General features: G+C 73.4%; 20 protein-coding genes. 6 read left to right on the top strand and 14 right to left on the bottom strand.

The features are described from left to right. Nucleotide 1: 1 nt before the first annotated feature. Nucleotides 2-1072 (bottom strand): ferredoxin reductase, encoded by a 1071-nt coding sequence (locus tag E4622_RS16890; protein ID WP_245156075.1) that lies wholly within the window; start codon nucleotides 1070-1072, stop codon nucleotides 2-4. A gap of 79 nt (nucleotides 1073-1151) precedes the next feature. Here E4622_RS16890 and msrB point away from each other — a divergent pair, with 79 nt between their 5' ends. Then, nucleotides 1152-1562, top strand: coding sequence for a peptide-methionine (R)-S-oxide reductase MsrB (msrB, locus tag E4622_RS16885; RefSeq protein WP_134741357.1), 411 nt, complete (start codon nucleotides 1152-1154; stop codon nucleotides 1560-1562). Nucleotides 1563-1670: 108 nt separating this feature from the next. Here msrB and hemQ read toward each other — a convergent pair whose 3' ends face one another. From hemQ to E4622_RS16860, 5 genes are all read right to left on the bottom strand, one after another. Further along, nucleotides 1671-2381 (bottom strand): hydrogen peroxide-dependent heme synthase, encoded by a 711-nt coding sequence (hemQ, locus tag E4622_RS16880; RefSeq protein ID WP_134741356.1) that lies wholly within the window; start codon nucleotides 2379-2381, stop codon nucleotides 1671-1673. Next, the gene (hemG, locus tag E4622_RS16875; RefSeq protein WP_209021980.1) at nucleotides 2378-3757 is read right to left on the bottom strand and encodes a protoporphyrinogen oxidase; all 1380 of its coding nucleotides are present in this window, start codon (nucleotides 3755-3757) and stop codon (nucleotides 2378-2380) included. The genes hemQ and hemG overlap by 4 nt, the downstream gene beginning before the upstream one ends. An 86-nt stretch (nucleotides 3758-3843) precedes the next feature. After that, the gene (locus tag E4622_RS16870; RefSeq protein ID WP_134741355.1) at nucleotides 3844-4353 is read right to left on the bottom strand and encodes a flavin reductase family protein; all 510 of its coding nucleotides are present in this window, start codon (nucleotides 4351-4353) and stop codon (nucleotides 3844-3846) included. After that, nucleotides 4350-4910, bottom strand: coding sequence for an NAD(P)H-dependent oxidoreductase (locus tag E4622_RS16865; RefSeq protein WP_209021979.1), 561 nt, complete (start codon nucleotides 4908-4910; stop codon nucleotides 4350-4352). The genes E4622_RS16870 and E4622_RS16865 overlap by 4 nt, the downstream gene beginning before the upstream one ends. Continuing rightward, nucleotides 4907-6067 (bottom strand): LLM class flavin-dependent oxidoreductase, encoded by a 1161-nt coding sequence (locus tag E4622_RS16860; RefSeq protein WP_134741354.1) that lies wholly within the window; start codon nucleotides 6065-6067, stop codon nucleotides 4907-4909. The genes E4622_RS16865 and E4622_RS16860 overlap by 4 nt, the downstream gene beginning before the upstream one ends. 179 nt (nucleotides 6068-6246) lie before the next feature. Here E4622_RS16860 and E4622_RS16855 point away from each other — a divergent pair, with 179 nt between their 5' ends. The 3 genes from E4622_RS16855 to E4622_RS16845 are packed head-to-tail and all read left to right on the top strand — an operon-like array spanning nucleotide 6247 to nucleotide 8996. Next, nucleotides 6247-7161, top strand: coding sequence for a LysR family transcriptional regulator (locus tag E4622_RS16855; RefSeq protein ID WP_134741353.1), 915 nt, complete (start codon nucleotides 6247-6249; stop codon nucleotides 7159-7161). 52 nt (nucleotides 7162-7213) lie between these two features. After that, nucleotides 7214-8200: a DUF4349 domain-containing protein gene (locus tag E4622_RS16850; RefSeq protein WP_134741352.1), complete on the top strand. Its 987-nt coding sequence runs from the start codon at nucleotides 7214-7216 to the stop codon at nucleotides 8198-8200. A gap of 19 nt (nucleotides 8201-8219) precedes the next feature. Then, nucleotides 8220-8996 (top strand): NYN domain-containing protein, encoded by a 777-nt coding sequence (locus tag E4622_RS16845; RefSeq protein WP_134741351.1) that lies wholly within the window; start codon nucleotides 8220-8222, stop codon nucleotides 8994-8996. A gap of 629 nt (nucleotides 8997-9625) precedes the next feature. Here E4622_RS16845 and E4622_RS16840 read toward each other — a convergent pair. The 5 genes from E4622_RS16840 to hemE form a co-directional block, all read right to left on the bottom strand. Beyond that, entirely contained in the window at nucleotides 9626-9814 is a 189-nt protein-coding gene (locus E4622_RS16840) for a hypothetical protein (RefSeq protein ID WP_134741350.1), read from the bottom strand. Between the two features lie 110 nt (nucleotides 9815-9924). Further along, nucleotides 9925-10734, bottom strand: coding sequence for a hypothetical protein (locus tag E4622_RS16835; RefSeq protein WP_134741349.1), 810 nt, complete (start codon nucleotides 10732-10734; stop codon nucleotides 9925-9927). Then, nucleotides 10731-11225 (bottom strand): SigE family RNA polymerase sigma factor, encoded by a 495-nt coding sequence (locus E4622_RS16830; RefSeq protein ID WP_134741348.1) that lies wholly within the window; start codon nucleotides 11223-11225, stop codon nucleotides 10731-10733. The genes E4622_RS16835 and E4622_RS16830 overlap by 4 nt, the downstream gene beginning before the upstream one ends. Nucleotides 11226-11395: 170 nt before the next feature. Then, complete coding sequence (locus E4622_RS23365) at nucleotides 11396-12121, bottom strand: YdcF family protein (protein WP_134741347.1); 726 nt, start codon at nucleotides 12119-12121, stop codon at nucleotides 11396-11398. 19 nt (nucleotides 12122-12140) lie between these two features. Continuing rightward, the gene (hemE, locus tag E4622_RS16820; protein WP_134741346.1) at nucleotides 12141-13187 is read right to left on the bottom strand and encodes a uroporphyrinogen decarboxylase; all 1047 of its coding nucleotides are present in this window, start codon (nucleotides 13185-13187) and stop codon (nucleotides 12141-12143) included. 72 nt (nucleotides 13188-13259) lie between these two features. Here hemE and E4622_RS16815 point away from each other — a divergent pair, with 72 nt between their 5' ends. Both E4622_RS16815 and E4622_RS16810 read left to right on the top strand, forming a co-directional pair. After that, on the top strand, nucleotides 13260-13889 hold the full coding sequence (locus E4622_RS16815; RefSeq protein ID WP_134741345.1) for a DUF3000 domain-containing protein: 630 nt from the start codon (nucleotides 13260-13262) through the stop codon (nucleotides 13887-13889). Then, on the top strand, nucleotides 13889-15229 hold the full coding sequence (locus tag E4622_RS16810) for a ribonuclease D (protein ID WP_134741344.1): 1341 nt from the start codon (nucleotides 13889-13891) through the stop codon (nucleotides 15227-15229). The genes E4622_RS16815 and E4622_RS16810 overlap by 1 nt, the downstream gene beginning before the upstream one ends. Here the strand turns inward: E4622_RS16810 and E4622_RS16805 are convergent, their stop codons facing one another. From E4622_RS16805 to E4622_RS16795, 3 genes are all read right to left on the bottom strand, one after another. Further along, nucleotides 15230-16621, bottom strand: coding sequence for an extracellular solute-binding protein (locus E4622_RS16805; RefSeq protein WP_134741343.1), 1392 nt, complete (start codon nucleotides 16619-16621; stop codon nucleotides 15230-15232). A gap of 106 nt (nucleotides 16622-16727) precedes the next feature. Beyond that, nucleotides 16728-17222 (bottom strand): type II toxin-antitoxin system PemK/MazF family toxin, encoded by a 495-nt coding sequence (locus E4622_RS16800; RefSeq protein WP_245156074.1) that lies wholly within the window; start codon nucleotides 17220-17222, stop codon nucleotides 16728-16730. A 146-nt stretch (nucleotides 17223-17368) separates the two neighbouring features. Then, entirely contained in the window at nucleotides 17369-17965 is a 597-nt protein-coding gene (locus tag E4622_RS16795) for a hypothetical protein (protein WP_167736131.1), read from the bottom strand. Nucleotides 17966-17973 lie beyond the last annotated feature (8 nt).

Here is a 17973-nt window from a genome sequence, read left to right as displayed (position 1 = left end):
GTCAGATGTCGAAGGTGCAGTCACCGGCGGCGGCGGTGACACAGGTCTGGACGGGCTCGTTGGGCTGACCGAACTCGTCGCCGCTGCGCAGGTCGCGGATCGTGCCGGAGACGAGGGTGACCGTGCAGGTGTGGCAGATGCCCATGCGGCAGCCGTACGGCATGCCGACCCCCGCGCCCTCCCCCGCCTCGAGGATGGTCGTGGCCCCGTCGGCCTCGATCGTCTTGTTGGAGTTGCGGAAGGTGATCGTGCCGCCCTCACCGCCCTCGCCGCCCAGCTCGAGGGAGAAGCGCTCCACGTGGAGGCGCTCCTCGAGGTCGACGGACTCCCAGTGCCCGGTCACCGCGTCGAGCATCGGGCCGGGCCCGCAGGCCCAGGTCTCGCGGCCGTGCCAGTCGTCGCAGACGGCGTCAAGCTCCTGGAGGTCCAGCATCCCGTCGAGGTCGGTGTGGAGCTGGTGGAAGGTGAACGACTCGTGCTTGTCGGCCAGCGCGGCCAGCTCGTCGCGGAAGATCATCCGCTCCGGGGTGGTCGAGGAGTAGTGCAGGACGACGTCGGGCATGGTGCCGCGGCGGTCGAGCGTGCGCAGCATCGCCATGACCGGCGTGATCCCGCTGCCGCCGACCAGGAAGAGCAGCTTCTCCGGCGGTGGGTCCGGCATGACGAAGTCGCCCTCGGGCTTGGCCAGCCGGACGATCGTGCCCGGCTCCAGCCCGTTGACCAGGTGCGCGGACAGCAGACCCTCGGGCATGGCCCGGACCGTGATCGAGATCGTGCGCCCGCTGCGCCGCGGCGGCGAGCTGACGGAGTAGGAGCGCCACTGGAAGCGGCCCTCGACCTGCACGCCGATGCCGACGTACTGACCGGGGCGGTGCTCGTAGTGCCACCCCCAGCCGGGGCGGATCACCAGCGTGGCGGCGTCCTCGGTCTCGGGGACGACCTTCTCGATGCGCCCGCGGAGCTCGCGCGAGCTCCAGAGCGGGTTGAGCAACGACAGGTAGTCGTCGGGGTGCAGCGGGGTCGTCAGCTTGGACCCGGCTCGCCGGACCCGCTCCCAGGGAATCGTCGTCACGCCGTTCAGTGAACAGGTGTTGACTGAAACCGTCAACCAGCCGGAGGGGTGACTTGGGTCGCCCCTTACCGTTGACCCCATGGGTTACCAGGTGGAGAAGACCGATGAGCAGTGGCGCGAGGAGCTCTCGCCCGAGGAGTACGCCGTCCTGCGGCAGGCCGGCACGGAGCGGGCGTTCGTCGGTGAGTACACCGACACCGAGACGACCGGCATCTACCGCTGCAAGGCGTGCCAGGCCAAGCTGTTCGAGTCGGACACGAAGTTCCACTCCGGCTGCGGCTGGCCGAGCTTCTACCAGCCGATCAGCGACACGATCGAGTACATCGAGGACATGTCCGCCGGCATGAAGCGCGTCGAGGTCCGCTGCAGCAACTGCGGCTCCCACCTCGGCCACGTCTTCCCCGACGGCTACGGCACGCCCACCGGCGACCGCTACTGCATCAACTCGATCAGCCTCACCCTCGAGCCCGTCGACGGCGCCGAGGCCTGAGTCCTTCCAGGGGTTGAGGAGGGACTCCAGTCCCGTCCCGAGACCCTGGCGCGCCGGGGGTCTCGAGACAGGCGCCAGGGCGCCTTCCTCGACCCACGAGCGTGCGGCCTACGGGAGCCGGTCGACCAGCTCGGCGACGGGGACGAGGGAGCCGGTGTAGAACGGCACCTCCTCGCGGACGTGGCGGCGGGCGTCGGAGGCGCGCAGGTGCCGCATGAGGTCGACGATGCGGTAGAGCTCGTCGGCCTCGAAGGCCAGCATCCACTCGTAGTCGCCGAGGGCGAAGCTCGCGACGGTGTTGGCGCGCACGTCGACGTAGTCGCGCGCCATCTTGCCGTGCTCGGCGAGCATCCGGCGGCGCTCGGAGTCCTCGAGGAGGTACCACTCGTAGGACCGCACGAACGGGTAGACGCAGATGTGGCGCTTGGGGTCCTCGTCGTTGAGGAACGCCGGCACGTGGCTCTTGTTGAACTCGGCGGGCCGGTGCAGCGCCATCTGCGACCAGACCGGCGCGAGGCGGCGACCGAGGGCCGTGCGGCGGAAGCGGTGGTAGGCCAGCTGGAGCTCCTCGCTGGTGGTCGCGTGGACCCACAGCATCAGGTCGGCGTCGGCGCGCAGGCCGCTCACGTCGTAGACGCCGCGCACGACCACGTCGACCTCGGCGAGCTCGGCGAACAGCTTCTCGGCCTCCGCGCCGATGGCGGCGCGGTCGCTGTCGTCGCCGAGCACCGTGTCCAGCTTGAAGACCGACCACATCGTGTAGCGGATCGAGTCGTTGATCTCCCGGACGCGGGCGGCTTTGGAGGTCGTCTCGGTCATGCGTCCATTGTGACGCTGCCACCCAGGACGTCGGCAGCCGCCCGGTGCGCGGAGGCGACGACGGGTGCGATCCCGACGCCGTCGTAGGCGGCACCGCACACCGCGAGCCCCGGGACGGCGGCCACGGCGGCGCGGACCCGGGCGACGCGGTCGAGGTGCCCGACGGCGTACTGCGGCAGTCCTCCGCCCCAGCGCTGCACGTGCGTGTCGACGGGGCGCGCCGTCAGCCCGACGGCGTCGGCCAGGTCGGTGAGCGACGCGGCGACGAGCTCCTCGTCGGCGGCCTGGAGCGCGGCCTCCTCGCCGTGACGGCCCAGCGAGGTGCGCACGTGCACGACCCCGGCCGCCGCGCCGGCGTCGCGGGTCCACTCCCACTTGGCGAAGGAGAACGTCGAGGCCTTGATGCGTCGCCCGTCGACCGGGGGCACCAGGAAGCCCGACGAGCCGGCGTCCTCGAACGCCGCCGCGTCCTCGAGCCGGAAGGCCAGCGTGACGACGGCCATCGAGGCGTAGTCCACGGTCCGCAGCTCCTCGGCGGCAGCTGGGGCGACTTCGGCCAGCAGCCGCGCCGTCGGCGCCGCAGGCGTGGCGAGCACCACGACGTCGGCGCGCACCTGCTCGGTGGCGGTCGTGGGGCCGACGGTGAGCACGAAGCCGCCGCCGGACCGCGTCAGGGACCGCACCGTGGCGTCGGTGCGGACCTGGAGGCCCGCGGCCAGCGCGTCGGTCAGCCCGCCCATGCCGCCGGCGAGGCCGGCGAAGACCGGCAGGTCGTAGCTGGTCGGGATCGCGGAGGCCTGCTCGAGCAGGGAGCCGCGCTCGGCGAAGGTCACCAGCTGGGGCACCGAGGCCCGGGCGGAGAGCCGGCGCGCGTGACCGGCGTAGACGCCGCCGAGGAGCGGCTCGACCAGCCGGTCGGTCACCTCGTCGCCGAAGCGCCGGGCGACGAGGTCCCCGACGGAGATGTCGCCCTCGATCCGCTCCGGCGGCAGGGAGGGCTCCTCGCGCACGCGCGCCAGGCCCTCGTCGGACAGCACGCCCGACGCGGCGAGCTGGTCGAGGTCGAGCGGGACGCCCATGAGCGAGCGCGGCAGCGGCCGCAGCGCGCCGCGGGTCCAGATCCGCGAGGAGACGAGCGCGGGGTGGACGAGGTCGAGACCGAGAGAGCGGGCGAGGCCGACGGCCTCCGGGCGGCGGTTGAGCATGGCCTCGGCGCCGACGTCGACACTCACCCCGGCGACCTCGTGGCGCAGCACCTTGCCGCCGACGCGGGGCGAAGACTCGAGCACGAGCACGTCGTGCCCGGCGGCGGCGAGGTCGTGAGCCGCGGTCAGCCCGGCGACGCCTGCTCCGACGACCACGACGCTGACTCCCACGCCCTCATCGTCTCAGACGTCACTGACCCTCGTGCCGTCGCGACCGGGTGCACGGCCGCGACGGCACGAGGTGCTCGGGGGGACGCTCAGGCCGGCTTGGCCATGCGTCCGAAGCCGCTGCGGTGGAACACCAGCGGCAGGGAGGTGTCGGCGTGCTCGACGGCGTGCAGCTCGAGGAGCACGATCGTGTGGTCCCCCGCCTCGACCTCGCGGTGGATGGTGCAGTCGAAGCGCGCCAGGCCCTCGTCGAGGGTCACCGCGCCCTGCTCGGTCGCGGTGATGTCGACGCCCTCGAAGCGCTCCTCGACCGGGCCGGCCAGCTGGCGGCAGACGTCGCCGTGGTGGGCGGCCAGGATCGTGACGCCCAGGTGGGCGGCGCGGCGCAGCTGCGGCCAGGTCTTGGAGGTGTTGGCGACCGAGAACGACACCAGCGGCGGGTCCAGGCTCACCGAGGTGAACGAGCTCGCGGCCAGCCCGACCGGCCGCCCGTCGACCTCGGCCGCCACGGCCACCACGCCGCTGGGGAAGATCCCGAACGCCTCGCGCAGGCGGGTGGGGTCGAGGTCCTGGTTGGTCGAGAGGGGGGCGACGTTCATGCCGGCACCCCCGCCGTCGAGGGCGCCGTCGAGGTGCCCAGCAGGGCGCGCGCGACCGGGCGCGCGGTGGCCAGCCAGTCGGCGTACGCCGCCGGGTCGTCGTGGGCGCTGTCGAGGACGTAGAGACCGCGCAGCGACACCGGCGCGCCGATCTCGGCCAGCAGCGGCCGCAGCGTGAGCTCGGGAGCCAGCGCGTGTGCGGGGCCGCCTCCCAGCATCAGGGGTACGGCGGTCCCGTGCAGGCCGGTGCCGCGCGCCGGCGTGAACCGGTCGAGGAAGAGCTTGAGCAGCCCGGAGTAGGTCGCCTTGTAGGTCGGCGAGGCGACGACCACCAGGTCGGCGCGGCTCACCTGCGCCACCAAGACGTCCACGGTCGGGTCCGACCAGTCCAGCAGCCCGGCTCCGAGCGTGGCGAGGTCCACGACCAGGTCGGGGGCCTGCCCGCTGAGCTCCGTGGCGACGTAGGTGGCCGCGTCGAGGGTGCGGGAGGCCGGCTTGGGGTTGCCGACGACGACGGCGATGCGCGGCCGCGGGTCGGCACTGTCGGGAGCACTCACGAGGCGGCCTTCGAGCCGGAGGCCGCGCCGAACGGCACGGACGAGGTCGCGGCGACCGGGGCGGGGTTGTCCCACCGGCCGCGGCGGGCGAGCTCGGGCAGGACACCCTCGCCGAAGGCGTAGGACTCCTCCAGGTGCGGGTAGCCGGAGAGCACGAACTCCGTGATGCCCACCTCGGCGTACTTCTCGACCAGGTCGGCGACCTCGACGTGGCTGCCGACCATGGCCGTGCCGGCACCGCCGCGGACCAGGCCGACGCCGGCCCACAGGTTGGGGTAGATCTCGAGGCCGTCCTTGGAGCCCTGGTTGAGCTCGAGCATGCGGCGCTGGCCCTCGGACTCGCTCTTCTTGAGGCCGGCCTGGACGCGGGCGATCTGCTCCTCGTCGATGCCGGCGAGGAGCCGGTCGGCCTCGGCCCAGGCGGCCTCGGAGGTGTCGCGGGCGATGGTGTGGAGCCGGATGCCGAAGCGGACCTCGCGTCCCTGCTCGGCCGCCAGGCCGCGGATCCACTCGACCTTCTCGGCCACGGCCGCCGGGGGCTCGCCCCAGGTGAGGTAGACGTCGGCGTGCTTGGCGGCGACGTCGCCGGCCGCCGGGGAGGAGCCGCCGAAGTAGATCTCGGGCAGCGGGTCGGGGATCTGGGAGAGGGTCGCGTCCTCGACCGAGAGGTGCTTGCCCTCGTAGGTGACGGTCTCGCCGGACCAGAGTCGCCTGACGATGGTGAGGAACTCGTCGCAGCGCTCGTAGCGCCCGTCCTTGTCCAGGAAGTCGCCGAACATCCGCTGCTCGTGGCTCTCGCCGCCGGTCACGACGTTGAGCAGCAGCCGGCCGCCGGAGAGGTTCTGGAAGGAGCCCGCCATCTGCGCGGCCAGGAACGGCGCGGTGAGGCCGGGCCGGAAGGCGACCAGGAACTTCAGCCGCTCCGAGAGGGTGCTGAGCATCGCGGTGGAGATCCAGGCGTCCTCGCACCAGGCCCCGGTCGGCGTGAGCGCCGCCTCGAAGCCGAGCTGCTCGGCGCTGCGGGCGATCTGACCGAGGTAGGGCACGGAGGCGGGACGTCCCGAGGCACCGGCGGCGACGCCGTGGCCACCGCCGACGACCTGACGACCGTCCCCGCCGTTGGTGGGCAGGAACCAGTGGAACTTGAGCTTGGTCATGGTCTCCCCCTTCCGCGTTTTCACGCTTATGTGTATTAGGTTGCTGGACTTTTGCTGCGGATGCAAGGCGAGACGGTGCAGCCCGGGCGAGGTTCCGGCGACGGGGTGACAGGCGTCGCCTCTCACTGTGGCTAAACTATAGTTACTCAGTTGAGTTAACCAACCCGGGAGACAGCACCGTGCGCATCGAGCAGCTCGAGTACTTCGCGGCCGTGACCCAGCACGGCTCTCTGCGCCGGGCCAGCGAGCGGCTCCACATCTCCCAGCCCGCCCTGAGCGAGGCCATCAGCAAGCTGGAGCGCGAGCTCGGCGTGACGCTGCTGGACCGGCGCCGCTCCGGGGCGCGGATCAGCCAGGAGGGTCGTCAGCTGCTCCAGCACGTGGAGGGGGTGCTCGAGGCCGTCGACCAGCTCAAGGTGGCCGCCGGGGACCGCGCCACGACGGCACGCGCGGTCCGCGTCGGCACCGTCAACGCCGCGACCGCGACCCTGCTCGTCCCGGCCGTGCACGACTTCCAGGTCACCCACCCCGGCTCGACGGTGGAGGTGCTGAACCTCCAGCAGACCGAGATCGACCGGGCCCTGCTGGAGGGCTCGCTGGACCTCGGCCTGGTCAACACCCTCAGCGGGGACGACCCGCCGGTCGACCTGCTGGGCACCGACCTGCTGCACGGCCGGCCCGTCGTCGTACTCCCGAGCACGCACGCGCTCAGCGCCCGCGAGGCGATCACGGTGGACGAGCTGCGCGCCGAGCGGTTCGTGTCGATGCGCGCGGGCTACCTCATGCACCGCTTCGCCCACCGGCTCTTCGGCCAGGACCTGCCGGTGATCAGCCACACGACGGACGGGGCGGAGATGGGCAAGCTGCTGGTGGCCGAGGGGCTCGGGCTCAGCCTGCTCCCGGACTTCAGCGTCGCCGGCGACCCGCTCGAGCGGGCCGGCCTCATCACCCACCGGCCGATCGCGGAGGACACCGCCGTGGTGACGCTCGTGCTGCGCCGCCGCAAGGTCGCCCACGCGCCCGAGCCGGTGCGCGACCTGCACGCGGCGCTGGTCGCACGGGCCCGGCAGTACCAGCACGCACGCGCCTCCTGAGGCTTCCTCACCGCACCGGGAACCGGCCGGGGCGTCGCGCCGTCGAAGCAGCATGACCCGTGCCTCCCGCCCCGCCCGGCTCCGCCGTCACCTCGCCACCGCCGCGCTCGCGGCCGTCCTCGTCGGCTCCGTCGCCGCGTGCTCGTCGGGCTCGGAGTCCGACGCCGCGGGGGGCTCCGGCGAGGTGAGCTCGGACAGCGGCGGCGACGCGGCGCCGAACGCGCTCGTGGAGGAGGACGCGGCCGGGTCGTGCAGCGCGGACCGTGACGCGTTGTCCTCGGCGCCCGAGGCGCTCGTGGACGCAGCGGCCCCCGAGGCGGCCGCCGATGCGGCGGCCGACGAGCGCAAGCTCATCTCGCAGGGCAGCGTCCAGCTGCGCTCCCGCGACGTGGGCCAGGCGCTCTTCGACGTCCAGCAGGTCGTCGACGCCCTGGCCGGCGAGGTCGCCCAGAACGACACGGTCACGGACAAGCAGGGAGAGGTGAAGCGCGCGCGGCTCGTCCTGCGCGTGCCCTCGGCGAAGTTCGCCGAGGCGGTCGAGGGGCTGGAGGGGGCCGCCGACCTGGTCGCCTCCAGCACCAACGTCGAGGACGTCACGACCCAGGTCATCGACACCGACGTCAAGGTGCGGGTGCAGCGCCGCAGCATCCGCCGGATCGAGGTGCTGCTGGACCAGGCCACCAGCATCCGCGACATCGTCAGCATCGAGGGCCAGCTCTCGCAGCGCCAGGCCCGGCTCGGCTCGCTGGAGCGCCAGCAGGCCTACCTCGCCGACCAGACCTCCCAGGCCACGTTGACGGTGTCCATCGAGCGCACGGAGCCGAAGCGGGCCGACGTCGAGAAGAAGGACGACCCCGAGGGCTTCGCCGCGGGTCTCGACGACGGCTGGAGCGGCTTCAAGAACGTCACGGTCGCCCTCGCCACGGGCCTGGGGGCCGCGCTGCCCTTCCTGGTCGTGCTGGCGCTGCTCGCCTTCCCGGCCCGGCTCCTCGTACGTCGTGCGGCGCGGCGTCGCCCCGCGGCTCCCGCTGACGCCTGACCTGCACCATCATGGGCGGATGCCCTCCGACTCCAGCCGCCTGGCCGTCCTGATCGACGCCGACAACACCTCCCCCAAGCACGCGGGCGCCGTGCTGCGGGAGGTCGCCCGCTACGGGCTGCCGACGGTCAAGCGCGCCTACGGCGACTGGACCACGCAGAACCTCGTCGGCTGGAAGAACACCCTGCCCCAGCACGCCATCCAGCCGGTCCAGCAGTTCGCCAACACCTCGGGCAAGAACTCGACCGACTCCGCGATGATCATCGACGCGATGGACCTGCTCTACGCCGGCCACCTCGACGGCTTCGCGATCGTGTCCAGCGACAGCGACTTCACCCGGCTCGCGACCCGGCTGCGCGAGTCGGGCATGACCGTCTACGGCCTGGGCGAGCGCAAGACGCCCGCGTCCCTGGTCGCGGCCTGCGACCGCTTCATCTACCTCGAGCTGCTCACCTCCGACGCCAAGGACGAGGAGCCCGTCGAGGAGCCCGACGACGTCGAGTCGCCGCCGCGCCGCCCCGACCTGCGCCGCATCCTGGTGGCCGCGATCGACAACACCGCCCACGAGGACGGCTGGGCCTCGCTCGGGGCCGTGGGCAGCTACATCAGCGCCAACAACCCCTCCTTCGACGCCCGCGACTACGGCTCGCCCCGTCTCGGCGCCCTGCTCAGCGCCCAGGACTTCCTCGAGGTCGACCTCTCCGCCACCGGCCAGGCACGCGTCCGGCTCAAGGCCGCGGCCCAGGTGCCCGCCAAGAAGGCCTCGACCCGCAAGCGCGCAGCCAAGAAGGCCTAGCAGGTCCCGTAGGACCCCGAGTACTCCTGGACGGACCAGTCGTCCCCGTCCGACGCGACGACCACCCGCGCGCGGACCCGGGCGGGCCGGCCACCGGCTGGCGCTCCCCTGCCACGAGCAGGAACGCCTTGCTGACGTCGGTGCACAGGGAGAGCTCGACCACCCACCACCAGGCCCACCGTCGTCGGGAGAACGGGTCGTGTGCCCCAGAGCGCTCCCCAGCGCTGCCTGCGGCACACGACCCGACACCGACCACCCACCACCAGGCCCACCCTCGTCGGCGGAACCGGTCGTGTGCCCCAGAGCGCTCCCCAGCGCTGCCTGCGGCACACGACCCGACACCGACGACCTGTGCCAGAGCGCCCCTCAACCGCCGCCGGCGGCGGGGCGGCCCAGTCGGGGTGGGCGGCGAGGAGGGCGGCCTGGGCCGACTCGACGTCGGCGGGGACGTCGACGTGGGCCTGGTAGCCGCGGCTGTCCGGGCCGGGGCGGTTGACCGCGGTCGACCTCTCCGCCGCCGGTCCGGCTGCGCGCCGCGAAGGCCGCCGCGAGGAAGACCTCGACCCGCAACGCCGCCGCCGCGAAGGCCTGAGCGTCCAGCACCCGAGCTCGTCTCGTCGGGTTGCCTGCTAGACGGGCTGGTTGCACGTCTCCAAGAGGGTCGCAGGCTCGGCGTAGTTGAGTGGTCCCGCGGCCACCACGCAGGCGGTGTCCACGATGGTGCTGCAGTTTCCGTCGTCGAAGTCGCCGCGCTGGAACGCGGCGACACCGCCCACCAGCATCCACGCGACGACCACGAGCACCAGCACCTTCGTCATCCGTGTCCGACCTTCCACGACCCGTCGGCGCCCTCGGCACCCGTCCCTAGGACGCGAGAGCTCGAGCGCTGGTTCCGCGACAGCACCTCAGGACCGGACGTCGGCGGGCGTCACCACTCCTGGCCCGGCCGGGACCGGTACAGCACGCCCCCGTCGGAGTCGAGTGCGGTGACCGTCGCCCGGTCCAGCTGAGCCTCGGTGACCTCGCCTTCGGGCAGCCAGAAGAGACCGAGACCGTCGGCCGCGCTGTCGTAGGTCACGCCGGCGACCGTGAGCTCCACGCTCGCCACCTCGGGCGAGGTCCGCACCACGAAGTAGACGCGGGAGAGAGACCCACCGAGAGGACCCGGATCGGAGGCACCCGACGTCACCAGGGCGACGGGCCGGTCGGCGGGCATCACCCGCTCGGCCCCGGCGGACTGGGCCGAGACCTGGAAGCCCCCGGCCTCCGTGGCCCGCAGCGCGCACGTCTGGTAGTCGCGTCCCTTCCTGAAGTAGGTCAGGACGAGGTCGTCGCGCAGCTCCGCCGCGACCGGAGGCGTGGTGCCGGCGAGGAGCCAGCCGGCCTCGGCGGGACCGGCCTCGTCCACGAGCCCTCGCGCCTGCGCCGCGCACGCGTCCTGCACGTCGGCGAGCTGCTCCGCGGACAGGTTGGTGGAGGGCCCCGACCACGAGGCGATCCGCAGCGCCGGAGTGTCCTTCGTGCCGGTCGCCTCGGCTGGACCCCGGTCGTCCCCCGTCCCTCCCAGGACCGCGACGCCGATCGCGGCCAGCGCGACCAGCCCAGACGCCCCCAGGGCGAAGCCGCGGCGTCGTTCGCGCCGGAGCCGGTCCCCACGGGCGAGGACGTCGACTGCCGGGGTGTCGAGGAAGAGCTCGTCGGCGCTGCTGCGCAGTGCCTGCTCGAGTTCGGTGGTCATGGCGATGTCCCTTCGGAGACGGTCAGGTGCGCGCGCAGGGACGCGAGCGCATGGTGGAGGTGAGCGCTGACGGTCCCGGGCGCCACGCCCATCGACCGGGCGGTGGACTCCGTGTCCAGGTCCAGCAGGTAGCGCAGGACCACCACCTCGCGCTGCCGGGGCGGCAGTCGCCTGATGGCGGCGACCAGGTCGGGCCGGCCGAGCTCGTCGGTGACGGGCAGGTCCGGCGGTACCTCCGGGAAGACCTCGCGGCGGCGCTTGCGCCACCAGGAGATGTGCTGGTTGATCGCCGTCCGCACCACCCAGGCCGCGGGTGACTCCATGCCACGCACGGAGCCCCACCGCGACCAGGCACGGGCGAACGCCTCGGCCACCGCGTCCTCGGCACGGTCGGGCTCCATGCCGCTCGCCACCGCCGCCCGGAGACAGCGGTCCTTCTGGGCGGTGTAGAACTCGACGAACTCCGGTGCGCTCACACCCTTCTGACGCATCGGCACCATCATCGCCTTAGCCCTGGCCGGGGGAATCGGATGCCGGCATGGGCCGGACGGGTCGTGTGCCGGAGACCTCGCTCAGGCGCCGCGTGCGGCACACGACCCGACGCCGACGACCGCGCCCGCGCTGGCCCCGGGGTTTCGAGACAGGCGCCAGGGCGCCTTCCTCAACCCCCGAGGGAGGCGCCTTCTCCGCCCCCGGGGCCGCCGACCGAGGGCCGGCCCCAGTCGGGGTGGGCGGCGAGGAGGGCGGCGTGGGCCGACTCGACGTCGGCGGGGACGTCGACGTGGGCCTGGTAGCCGCGGCCGCGCGGGCCGTAGCCGTCGGGGTCGTCGCGCAGGCGGGGCACCTCGCCGACCACGAGGGCCACCCAGCGCTCGAGGGGCCAGCCGCGGCTGTCCGGGCCGGGTCTGTTGACGGGGCGCACGGACGGCCAGACGTGGCGAGTGACCGCGTCCATGCGCCGTTGCATGGTGGGGTCCTGCACGAGCGCGACGACGCGCGGGGCGAGGCCGCGCCGGGCGAGCAGGTCGCGGGCCAGCACCACGTTGGCGCCGCAGTTGGTGGACTCGCGCTCGAGCAGCAGGTCGGTCAGCCCGTGCTCGTCGGCGAGGTAGGAGGCCATGAGGTCGGCCTCGGTGTCGGCGGGGTCCACGTCCCTCCCCCGCCGGCGCAGCGCGTCGCGCAGGGCGTCGGTGGTGTGCCCGACGCCCCCGACCAGCACGAGCGTCCCCGCCAAGCCGGCCCGCACGGCCTCCGCGGCGCCGTCCCAGGCGTCGGGCAGCGAGCCGCCGAACAGCAGCGTTACGTCGGCCCGCTCCGGCTCGTCCTCGAGCCGGAGCCACGACGCGACGACGTCGAGGTGGGCCAGGTCCTGCGCGGTCACGGCCACGGTCGGCTCGCCGGTCCCGCTACAGCGGGTAGGACTGCACGAACTCGGTCAGCTTCTTGAGCTGGTCGGGGTCGGTGGAGGGGATGACGCCGTGGCCGAGGTTGAAGATGTGGCCGCGCGCGGCGCGCCCGGCCTCGATCACCTCGGCGGCCCGCGCGGTCATCAGCTCGGTGGGCGCGAACACCAGCGTGGGGTCGAGGTTGCCCTGGACGCTGCGCTCGCCCACGAGGGGTACGGCGGACGCGAGCGGCGTGCGCCAGTCGACGCCGACCACGTCGGCCCCGGCCTCACCCATCAGCGTCAGGAGGCTCGCGGTGTTGACGCCGAAGTGGATGCGCGGCACCCCCAGCGCGCCGGCCCGGGCCAGCACCCGCGCGGAGTGCGGCATGACCAGCGCCTCGTAGTCGACGGGCGTGAGCGCCCCGGCCCACGAGTCGAACAGCTGGACCGCGGAGGCACCGGCCTGCACCTGCACCTCGAGGTAGGCGGCCGAGATCTGACCGATCTTGCGCATCAGCGCGTCCCAGACGTCGGGCGCGCCGAACATCATCGCCTTGGTCTTGGCGTGCTCCTTGGAGGGCCCGCCCTCCACGAGGTACGACGCCACGGTGAACGGCGCGCCCGCGAAGCCGATCAGCGGGGTGGCCCCGAGCTCGGCCACCAGCGCCCGCACCGACTCGGTGATGAAAGGGACGTGCTCGGGCGTGAGGTCGGGGATCGCCGCGACGTCCTCAAGCGTGCGCACGGGCGAGGCGACGACGGGGCCGACGCCGGGCTGGATGTCGAGGTCGACGCCCACCGCCTTGAGCGGCAGCACGATGTCGGAGAAGAAGATGGCGGCGTCGACGCCGTAGCGGCGCACCGGCTGGAGGGTGATCTCGACGGTGAGCTCGGGCCGCATGCAGGACTCGAGCATGCCGACGCCCTCGCGCAGCTTGAGGTACTCCGGCAGCGAGCGGCCCGCCTGGCGCATGAACCAGACCGGAGTGTGGGGCACCGGCTCGCCGCGCGCGGCCTTGAGGAAGGCGCTGTCGGCGAGTCCGGGGTGCGGCGGGGGCGGGACCATGACCCCAGCCTCCCAGGTGGCACCCGGCGTGTTCGCACAAGGGTTCGACTCGCCCCGCCTTACTGTGGGCCCATGGTGGTCCGTCAGGAGTCTCGTCCGGGCTCCGGAGCAGACGCGAGCCCTCCGGAGTTCCAGGAGGCCGTCGCGACGATGCGTGCCGCGACGCTGCGCCCGGAGATCTTCTGCGAGGAGATGCCGGCCCCGCAGCGCATCGCGCCCTACGCCGCCGCGCTCTCGGCCGACGTGACCGTCGACGGGACCGATGTCGGCACCGGCCGGATCATCCTGCTCCACGACCCGGCCGGCAACGACGCCTGGGACGGCACCTTCCGCTGCGTGGCGTACGCCCGCGCGGAGATCGAGCTCGACATGATCACCGACCCCCTGCTCGCCGACGTCGGGTGGACCTGGCTGACCGAGGCGCTGGCCTCCCACGGCGCCGACTACACGGCCGTCTCCGGCACGGTGACCCGCGTCGCGACCGAGAGCTTCGGCGGCATGGCCGACGAGGAGGGCGCCGCGCAGCTCGAGGTCCGCGCCTCCTGGACCCCCCTCGCCGCCACCCCCGGCGGAGGCCTCGACCTCGGCCCGCACGTCGAGGCCTGGGGCGAGCTCCTGTGCACCGCGGTCGGCCTTCCGCCCGTCCCCGACGGCGTCACGGTCATGCCCGGCCGTCGCGGCCAGCGGGGCTCGGGCCGCTGATGACCGAGGCACCCCCGACCCCGCAGGACGAGACGCCGCCCGAGGAGGAGCCGGCCCCGCTGGCCGAGCTGCTCACCCTGCGCGACGGCCTCCCCGACGTCGTCGAGACCGAGGAGGCGCTGCTCGCGGTGTGCGAGGCCATCGCCGGCGGCACCGGCCCGGTCGCGATCGACGCCGAGCGGGCCTCGGGCTACCGCTACTCCAACCGCGCCTACCTCATCCAGCTGCGCCGCGAGGGCGCCGGCACCGCGCTGGTCGACCCGATCGCCTTCACCTCGCTCGACCCGCTCCAGGAGGCCCTGCAGGGCACCGAGTGGATCCTGCACGCCGCCACCCAGGACCTGCCCTGCCTCAACGAGGTGGGCCTCTACCCCACCGCCCTGTTCGACACCGAGCTCGCGGGCCGGCTCCTCGGCTACCCCCGCGTCGGGCTCGCCACGCTCGTCGAGACCCTGCTCGGCCGGCGGATGAAGAAGGAGCACTCGGCCGTCGACTGGTCCACGCGGCCGCTGCCGCGCGACTGGCTGGAGTACGCCGCCCTCGACGTCGAGGTCCTGGTGGAGCTGCGCGACCTGATCGCCGCCGAGCTGGTGGAGACCGGCAAGGACGACTGGGCGCGCCAGGAGTTCGACTTCCTGCGCACCTTCGAGCTGACCCCGCGCGTCGACGCCTGGCGCCGCACCTCCGGCCTGCACCGCGTGCGCGGTCGCCGCGCGCTGGGCGCCGTACGCGCCATGTGGGAGCTGCGCGACTCGATCGCCGAGCAGCGTGACGTCACCCCCAGCCGCATCGTGCCCGACTCTGCGATCGTGGCCGCTGCCCAGGCCCTGCCGCAGGACCGTACGGCGCTGCTGGCCACGAAGGGCTTCCACGGGCGCGGGGCCGACCGCTACGCCAGCCGGTTCGCCGCCGTGCTGCGCGAGGTGGCCGAGATGGACGAGGACGACCTGCCCGCCCGCGCCCCGCGCGGCGACGGCCCGCCGCTGCCGCGCGCGTGGGCCGAGAAGGACCCGGTCGCCGCCCGCCGCCTGCAGCTGGCCCGCGAGGCCATGACCGAGCTGGCCGAGCAGCGCCACCTGCCGGTCGAGAACGTCCTCACCCCCGACTTCCTGCGCCGCATCCTGTGGAGCCCGCCGGCGACCCGCCGGGGCGACGAGCTGGTCGACGCCGTGGTCACCCAGCTGTCGGGCTACGGCGCGCGCGGCTGGCAGATCGCCCTGGCCGCGCCGGTCATCGTGACCGCGATCCTCCAGGCCGACGACGAGGCGGCGCACGCCGCGGAGACGGCGGACGCGGACCCCGCGGGCGGGACGCCCGAGGCCCCGGAGGACGACTCGTAGCTAGTCGCCGCTGGGGCTCGCGCTCTCCGAGGGCAGCTCGGGGTCGAGCACGGCCCGCGACTCCTCGTCGATCTGGGTCGTGAGCGCCTCGATGTCGGGCAGCGTCGTGGTCAGCATCAGGCGCAGCGTCGAGGACACCGCGCGCTCCAGCTCGGGCCAGTCCTCGAGCAGCGGCGGGACCACCATCGAGCGCACGGTCTCCGTGAACACCGAGGCGTGGGCCGGCATCTGGCCGGGCTGGAGGAAGTCGTCGGAGACCGCCACCGGCAGGTTGGCCGGCGCGAGGTAGCCCTCGGCCGCGACCCGCGCCGTGGCGTCGCGGGAGACGACGTAGACCAGGAAGTCGGCGGCCTTGGCGATGCTGGCGGCCTCGGAGGAGACGCACAGCCCCGTGATGTCGCCGATCGTGGCGTCGTCGTCGAGGGTCGGCATCGGCATCACGTCGAACTGAAGGCCGGGCACCTGGCGCAGCTCGGGCGTGAGCTCGCGGAAGCCGGGGATCATGCCGAGCTTGCCGCGCTTGAACCACTCCAGGGCGCTGGCCTGGGCCAGCTGCTCGTCGGTGAGCGTCACCGAGGCGTCGCGCAGCAGCTCCAGGGTGCGGGTGAGCGCCTCGCGGGAGTCGTCCTCGGAGAGGGCCAGCGACTTCGGGTCGTCGTCGTCGTCGAAGAGGTCGCCGCCGCCGGAGTAGACGAACGGTGCCAGGCCGCGCAGGGTCGGGTCGACGTGGACGCCGCGGGTGCCGCGGCGCGGGCGCGTCGCGAAGTTGGCCGCGGCGGTGAACTGCTCGAAGTTCCAGCCCTCGTGGAGGTCGTCCTCGGGGGCCGGGAGGTCGAGGGCCCGCATGCGGTCGAAGTCGATCAGCTTGGTGTTGTAGTACATGACCATGGGCGAGATGCCGTAGGGCATGCACTGCAGCTCGTTGTCTGCGGAGAAGGACAGCAGCGCGTCGCGGGCGTAGTCGTCGCTGTAGTCGACACCGCGCTCGTCGAGGAGCTCCAGCAGCGGCTGGTTGAGCTCGTCCTCGCGCAGCATGGCGACGTCGCCGCGGGAGACGAGGTAGAGGTCGGGCACCTTCGTCGGGTCGCCGGAGCGCAGGCCGCTGATGAACGCCTCGTGCGTCGGCCAGGTGAGCAGCTCGATCTTGCTGCCCTCGGCGTCGGCGTTGTAGGTGTCGACGAGGTCCTGGTAGGCCGCGACCTCCTCCTTGGCGCCCCAGACGCCGAACGTCAGGTCGGTGGTCTTGGGCGGCTTGGACGCCGTGGGCTGCGGGCTCGGCTCGGGGTCGCCCGAGCCGTCGCAGCCGGCGAGACCCAGGGAGACCACCAGGAGGCTCGCGAGCGTGACGGCGGCCATGCGAGGGCGTCGTACGCCGCGAAGTCCGTGCCTCATCTGGGTCCTTGTCCGCGCGCCACGAGCCGGGCCGTCCTGGATGAGGCCGCCGGGTCACGCCGGCGCCACCCTACCGGCGAGCACCCACCACGGGCGCGCCGATATGTCACGCCGTGGGGTGGAAGCGCGCGGCCGCCGAGACGACCGCGTCGAAGACGCCGCGGTCCAGGGCCGCGCCCTCACGGCGCACGGAGGCCGGGTCGAGCACCAGCAGCCGGTCCAGCCGGACCTCGCTCGGGCGTCCCTCGCGGTCCCAGGCGCCGCTGCCGACATCCATCCAGTGCCGACCGTGGCGCGCCTCGTCCTCGGCGTCCCGGTCGTGGTCCTTGCTGGTGAGCATCAGCGCCAGCAGCCGGTCCCCGCGCCGGCCGATCAGCAGCGCCGGACGGTCCTTGCCCTGGCTGGCGTCCTCCTCGTAGGGCACCCAGGCCCACACGACCTCGCCGGGGTCGGGCAGGCCGTCGGCACGGGGCGCGTAGCCGATCCGGTCGCCGTCGACCCGCTCCCGGTCCCCCGTGGGCTCGGGCACGGTGGTGCTGCGCGAGGCACGGGGCATCAGGATCGGACGCAGGGCGTTCATCAGGCGGCGGGCGGTGCTCATGGGGCGAGCCTAGGCGCGGGGTCCGACCTGGGAGGTAGGCGAGTGCGCCGGGCCAAGAGCACCTCACGGCGCGTGGCCGCTCGTAGCGGCTTATTTTGGGACCCGGGGCTTCACGACCCGACGCACTCTGACTCTATTTTAGCGGGTCAGGCCAGCCCACGCACGAGCTCCACGTGTCCCGCCGCCTCGAGCTGCTCGGCCAGCACGAGCATCCGCTGGACCTGCTGCTCGGAGGGCTCCGCGAGGGCGGCACGGCCGGTCGCCACCACCCGGGCGAAGGCGGCCGCGCGGAACAGCACGTCGGCGAAGTCGCCGGCCGCGATGCCGCGCAGGACCTCGTCGACCATCGTCCGCAGCTCGTCGACGCCCGGCGGGTCCGCGACCCCGGCGACCACCCGCGCGACCTGGGCCCGGGCGCGCCCGGCCTCGAACTCGCGGGCCACCCCGGCGGAGTCGGCGTAGACCCAGGAGCGGAGCAGGTAGAGCCGCCACAGGCACCCGGCGAGCGAGTCGGCCGGGGAGCCCGACCACACCTCGGCGATGGACTCGATGCCCTCGGTGTCGGCCAGGCGCAGGAGCCGCTCGGCGACCGCGTCGTCGCCGCTCTCGCGAGCGCCGCGCACGAGCAGCTCGGCGGCCCGGTCGCCCGCCTCGGTGAGGAGGGCCGGGTCCACCCCGCCGACGATCTCGTCGAAGTAGGACCCGTCGCGCTGCATCGGACGGTGGTGAGGCCGACTGGTCATGGCGTCAA

It is taken from the genome of Nocardioides sp. 503 (assembly GCF_004522095.1).
Lineage (GTDB): Bacteria > Actinomycetota > Actinomycetes > Propionibacteriales > Nocardioidaceae > Nocardioides.
The sequence above is the reverse complement of the archived record's forward strand: the minus strand, read 5'-3'. Positions and strand labels throughout refer to the sequence as shown.

What these genes read in the sequence shown, in the direction of transcription:
- msrB (WP_134741357.1), top strand. Translation starts at nt 1,152, where the DNA reads ATGGGTTACCAGGTGGAGAAGACCGATGAGCAGTGGCGCGAGGAGCTC.
- hemQ (WP_134741356.1), bottom strand. Translation starts at nt 2,381, where the DNA reads ATGACCGAGACGACCTCCAAAGCCGCCCGCGTCCGGGAGATCAACGAC.
- E4622_RS16870 (WP_134741355.1), bottom strand. Translation starts at nt 4,353, where the DNA reads ATGAACGTCGCCCCCCTCTCGACCAACCAGGACCTCGACCCCACCCGC.
- E4622_RS16860 (WP_134741354.1), bottom strand. Translation starts at nt 6,067, where the DNA reads ATGACCAAGCTCAAGTTCCACTGGTTCCTGCCCACCAACGGCGGGGAC.
- E4622_RS16850 (WP_134741352.1), top strand. Translation starts at nt 7,214, where the DNA reads ATGACCCGTGCCTCCCGCCCCGCCCGGCTCCGCCGTCACCTCGCCACC.
- E4622_RS16845 (WP_134741351.1), top strand. Translation starts at nt 8,220, where the DNA reads ATGCCCTCCGACTCCAGCCGCCTGGCCGTCCTGATCGACGCCGACAAC.
- E4622_RS16840 (WP_134741350.1), bottom strand. Translation starts at nt 9,814, where the DNA reads ATGACGAAGGTGCTGGTGCTCGTGGTCGTCGCGTGGATGCTGGTGGGC.
- E4622_RS16835 (WP_134741349.1), bottom strand. Translation starts at nt 10,734, where the DNA reads ATGACCACCGAACTCGAGCAGGCACTGCGCAGCAGCGCCGACGAGCTC.
- E4622_RS16830 (WP_134741348.1), bottom strand. Translation starts at nt 11,225, where the DNA reads ATGCGTCAGAAGGGTGTGAGCGCACCGGAGTTCGTCGAGTTCTACACC.
- hemE (WP_134741346.1), bottom strand. Translation starts at nt 13,187, where the DNA reads ATGGTCCCGCCCCCGCCGCACCCCGGACTCGCCGACAGCGCCTTCCTC.
- E4622_RS16815 (WP_134741345.1), top strand. Translation starts at nt 13,260, where the DNA reads ATGGTGGTCCGTCAGGAGTCTCGTCCGGGCTCCGGAGCAGACGCGAGC.
- E4622_RS16810 (WP_134741344.1), top strand. Translation starts at nt 13,889, where the DNA reads ATGACCGAGGCACCCCCGACCCCGCAGGACGAGACGCCGCCCGAGGAG.
- E4622_RS16805 (WP_134741343.1), bottom strand. Translation starts at nt 16,621, where the DNA reads ATGAGGCACGGACTTCGCGGCGTACGACGCCCTCGCATGGCCGCCGTC.
- E4622_RS16800 (WP_245156074.1), bottom strand. Translation starts at nt 17,222, where the DNA reads ATGAGCACCGCCCGCCGCCTGATGAACGCCCTGCGTCCGATCCTGATG.
- E4622_RS16795 (WP_167736131.1), bottom strand. Translation starts at nt 17,965, where the DNA reads ATGACCAGTCGGCCTCACCACCGTCCGATGCAGCGCGACGGGTCCTAC.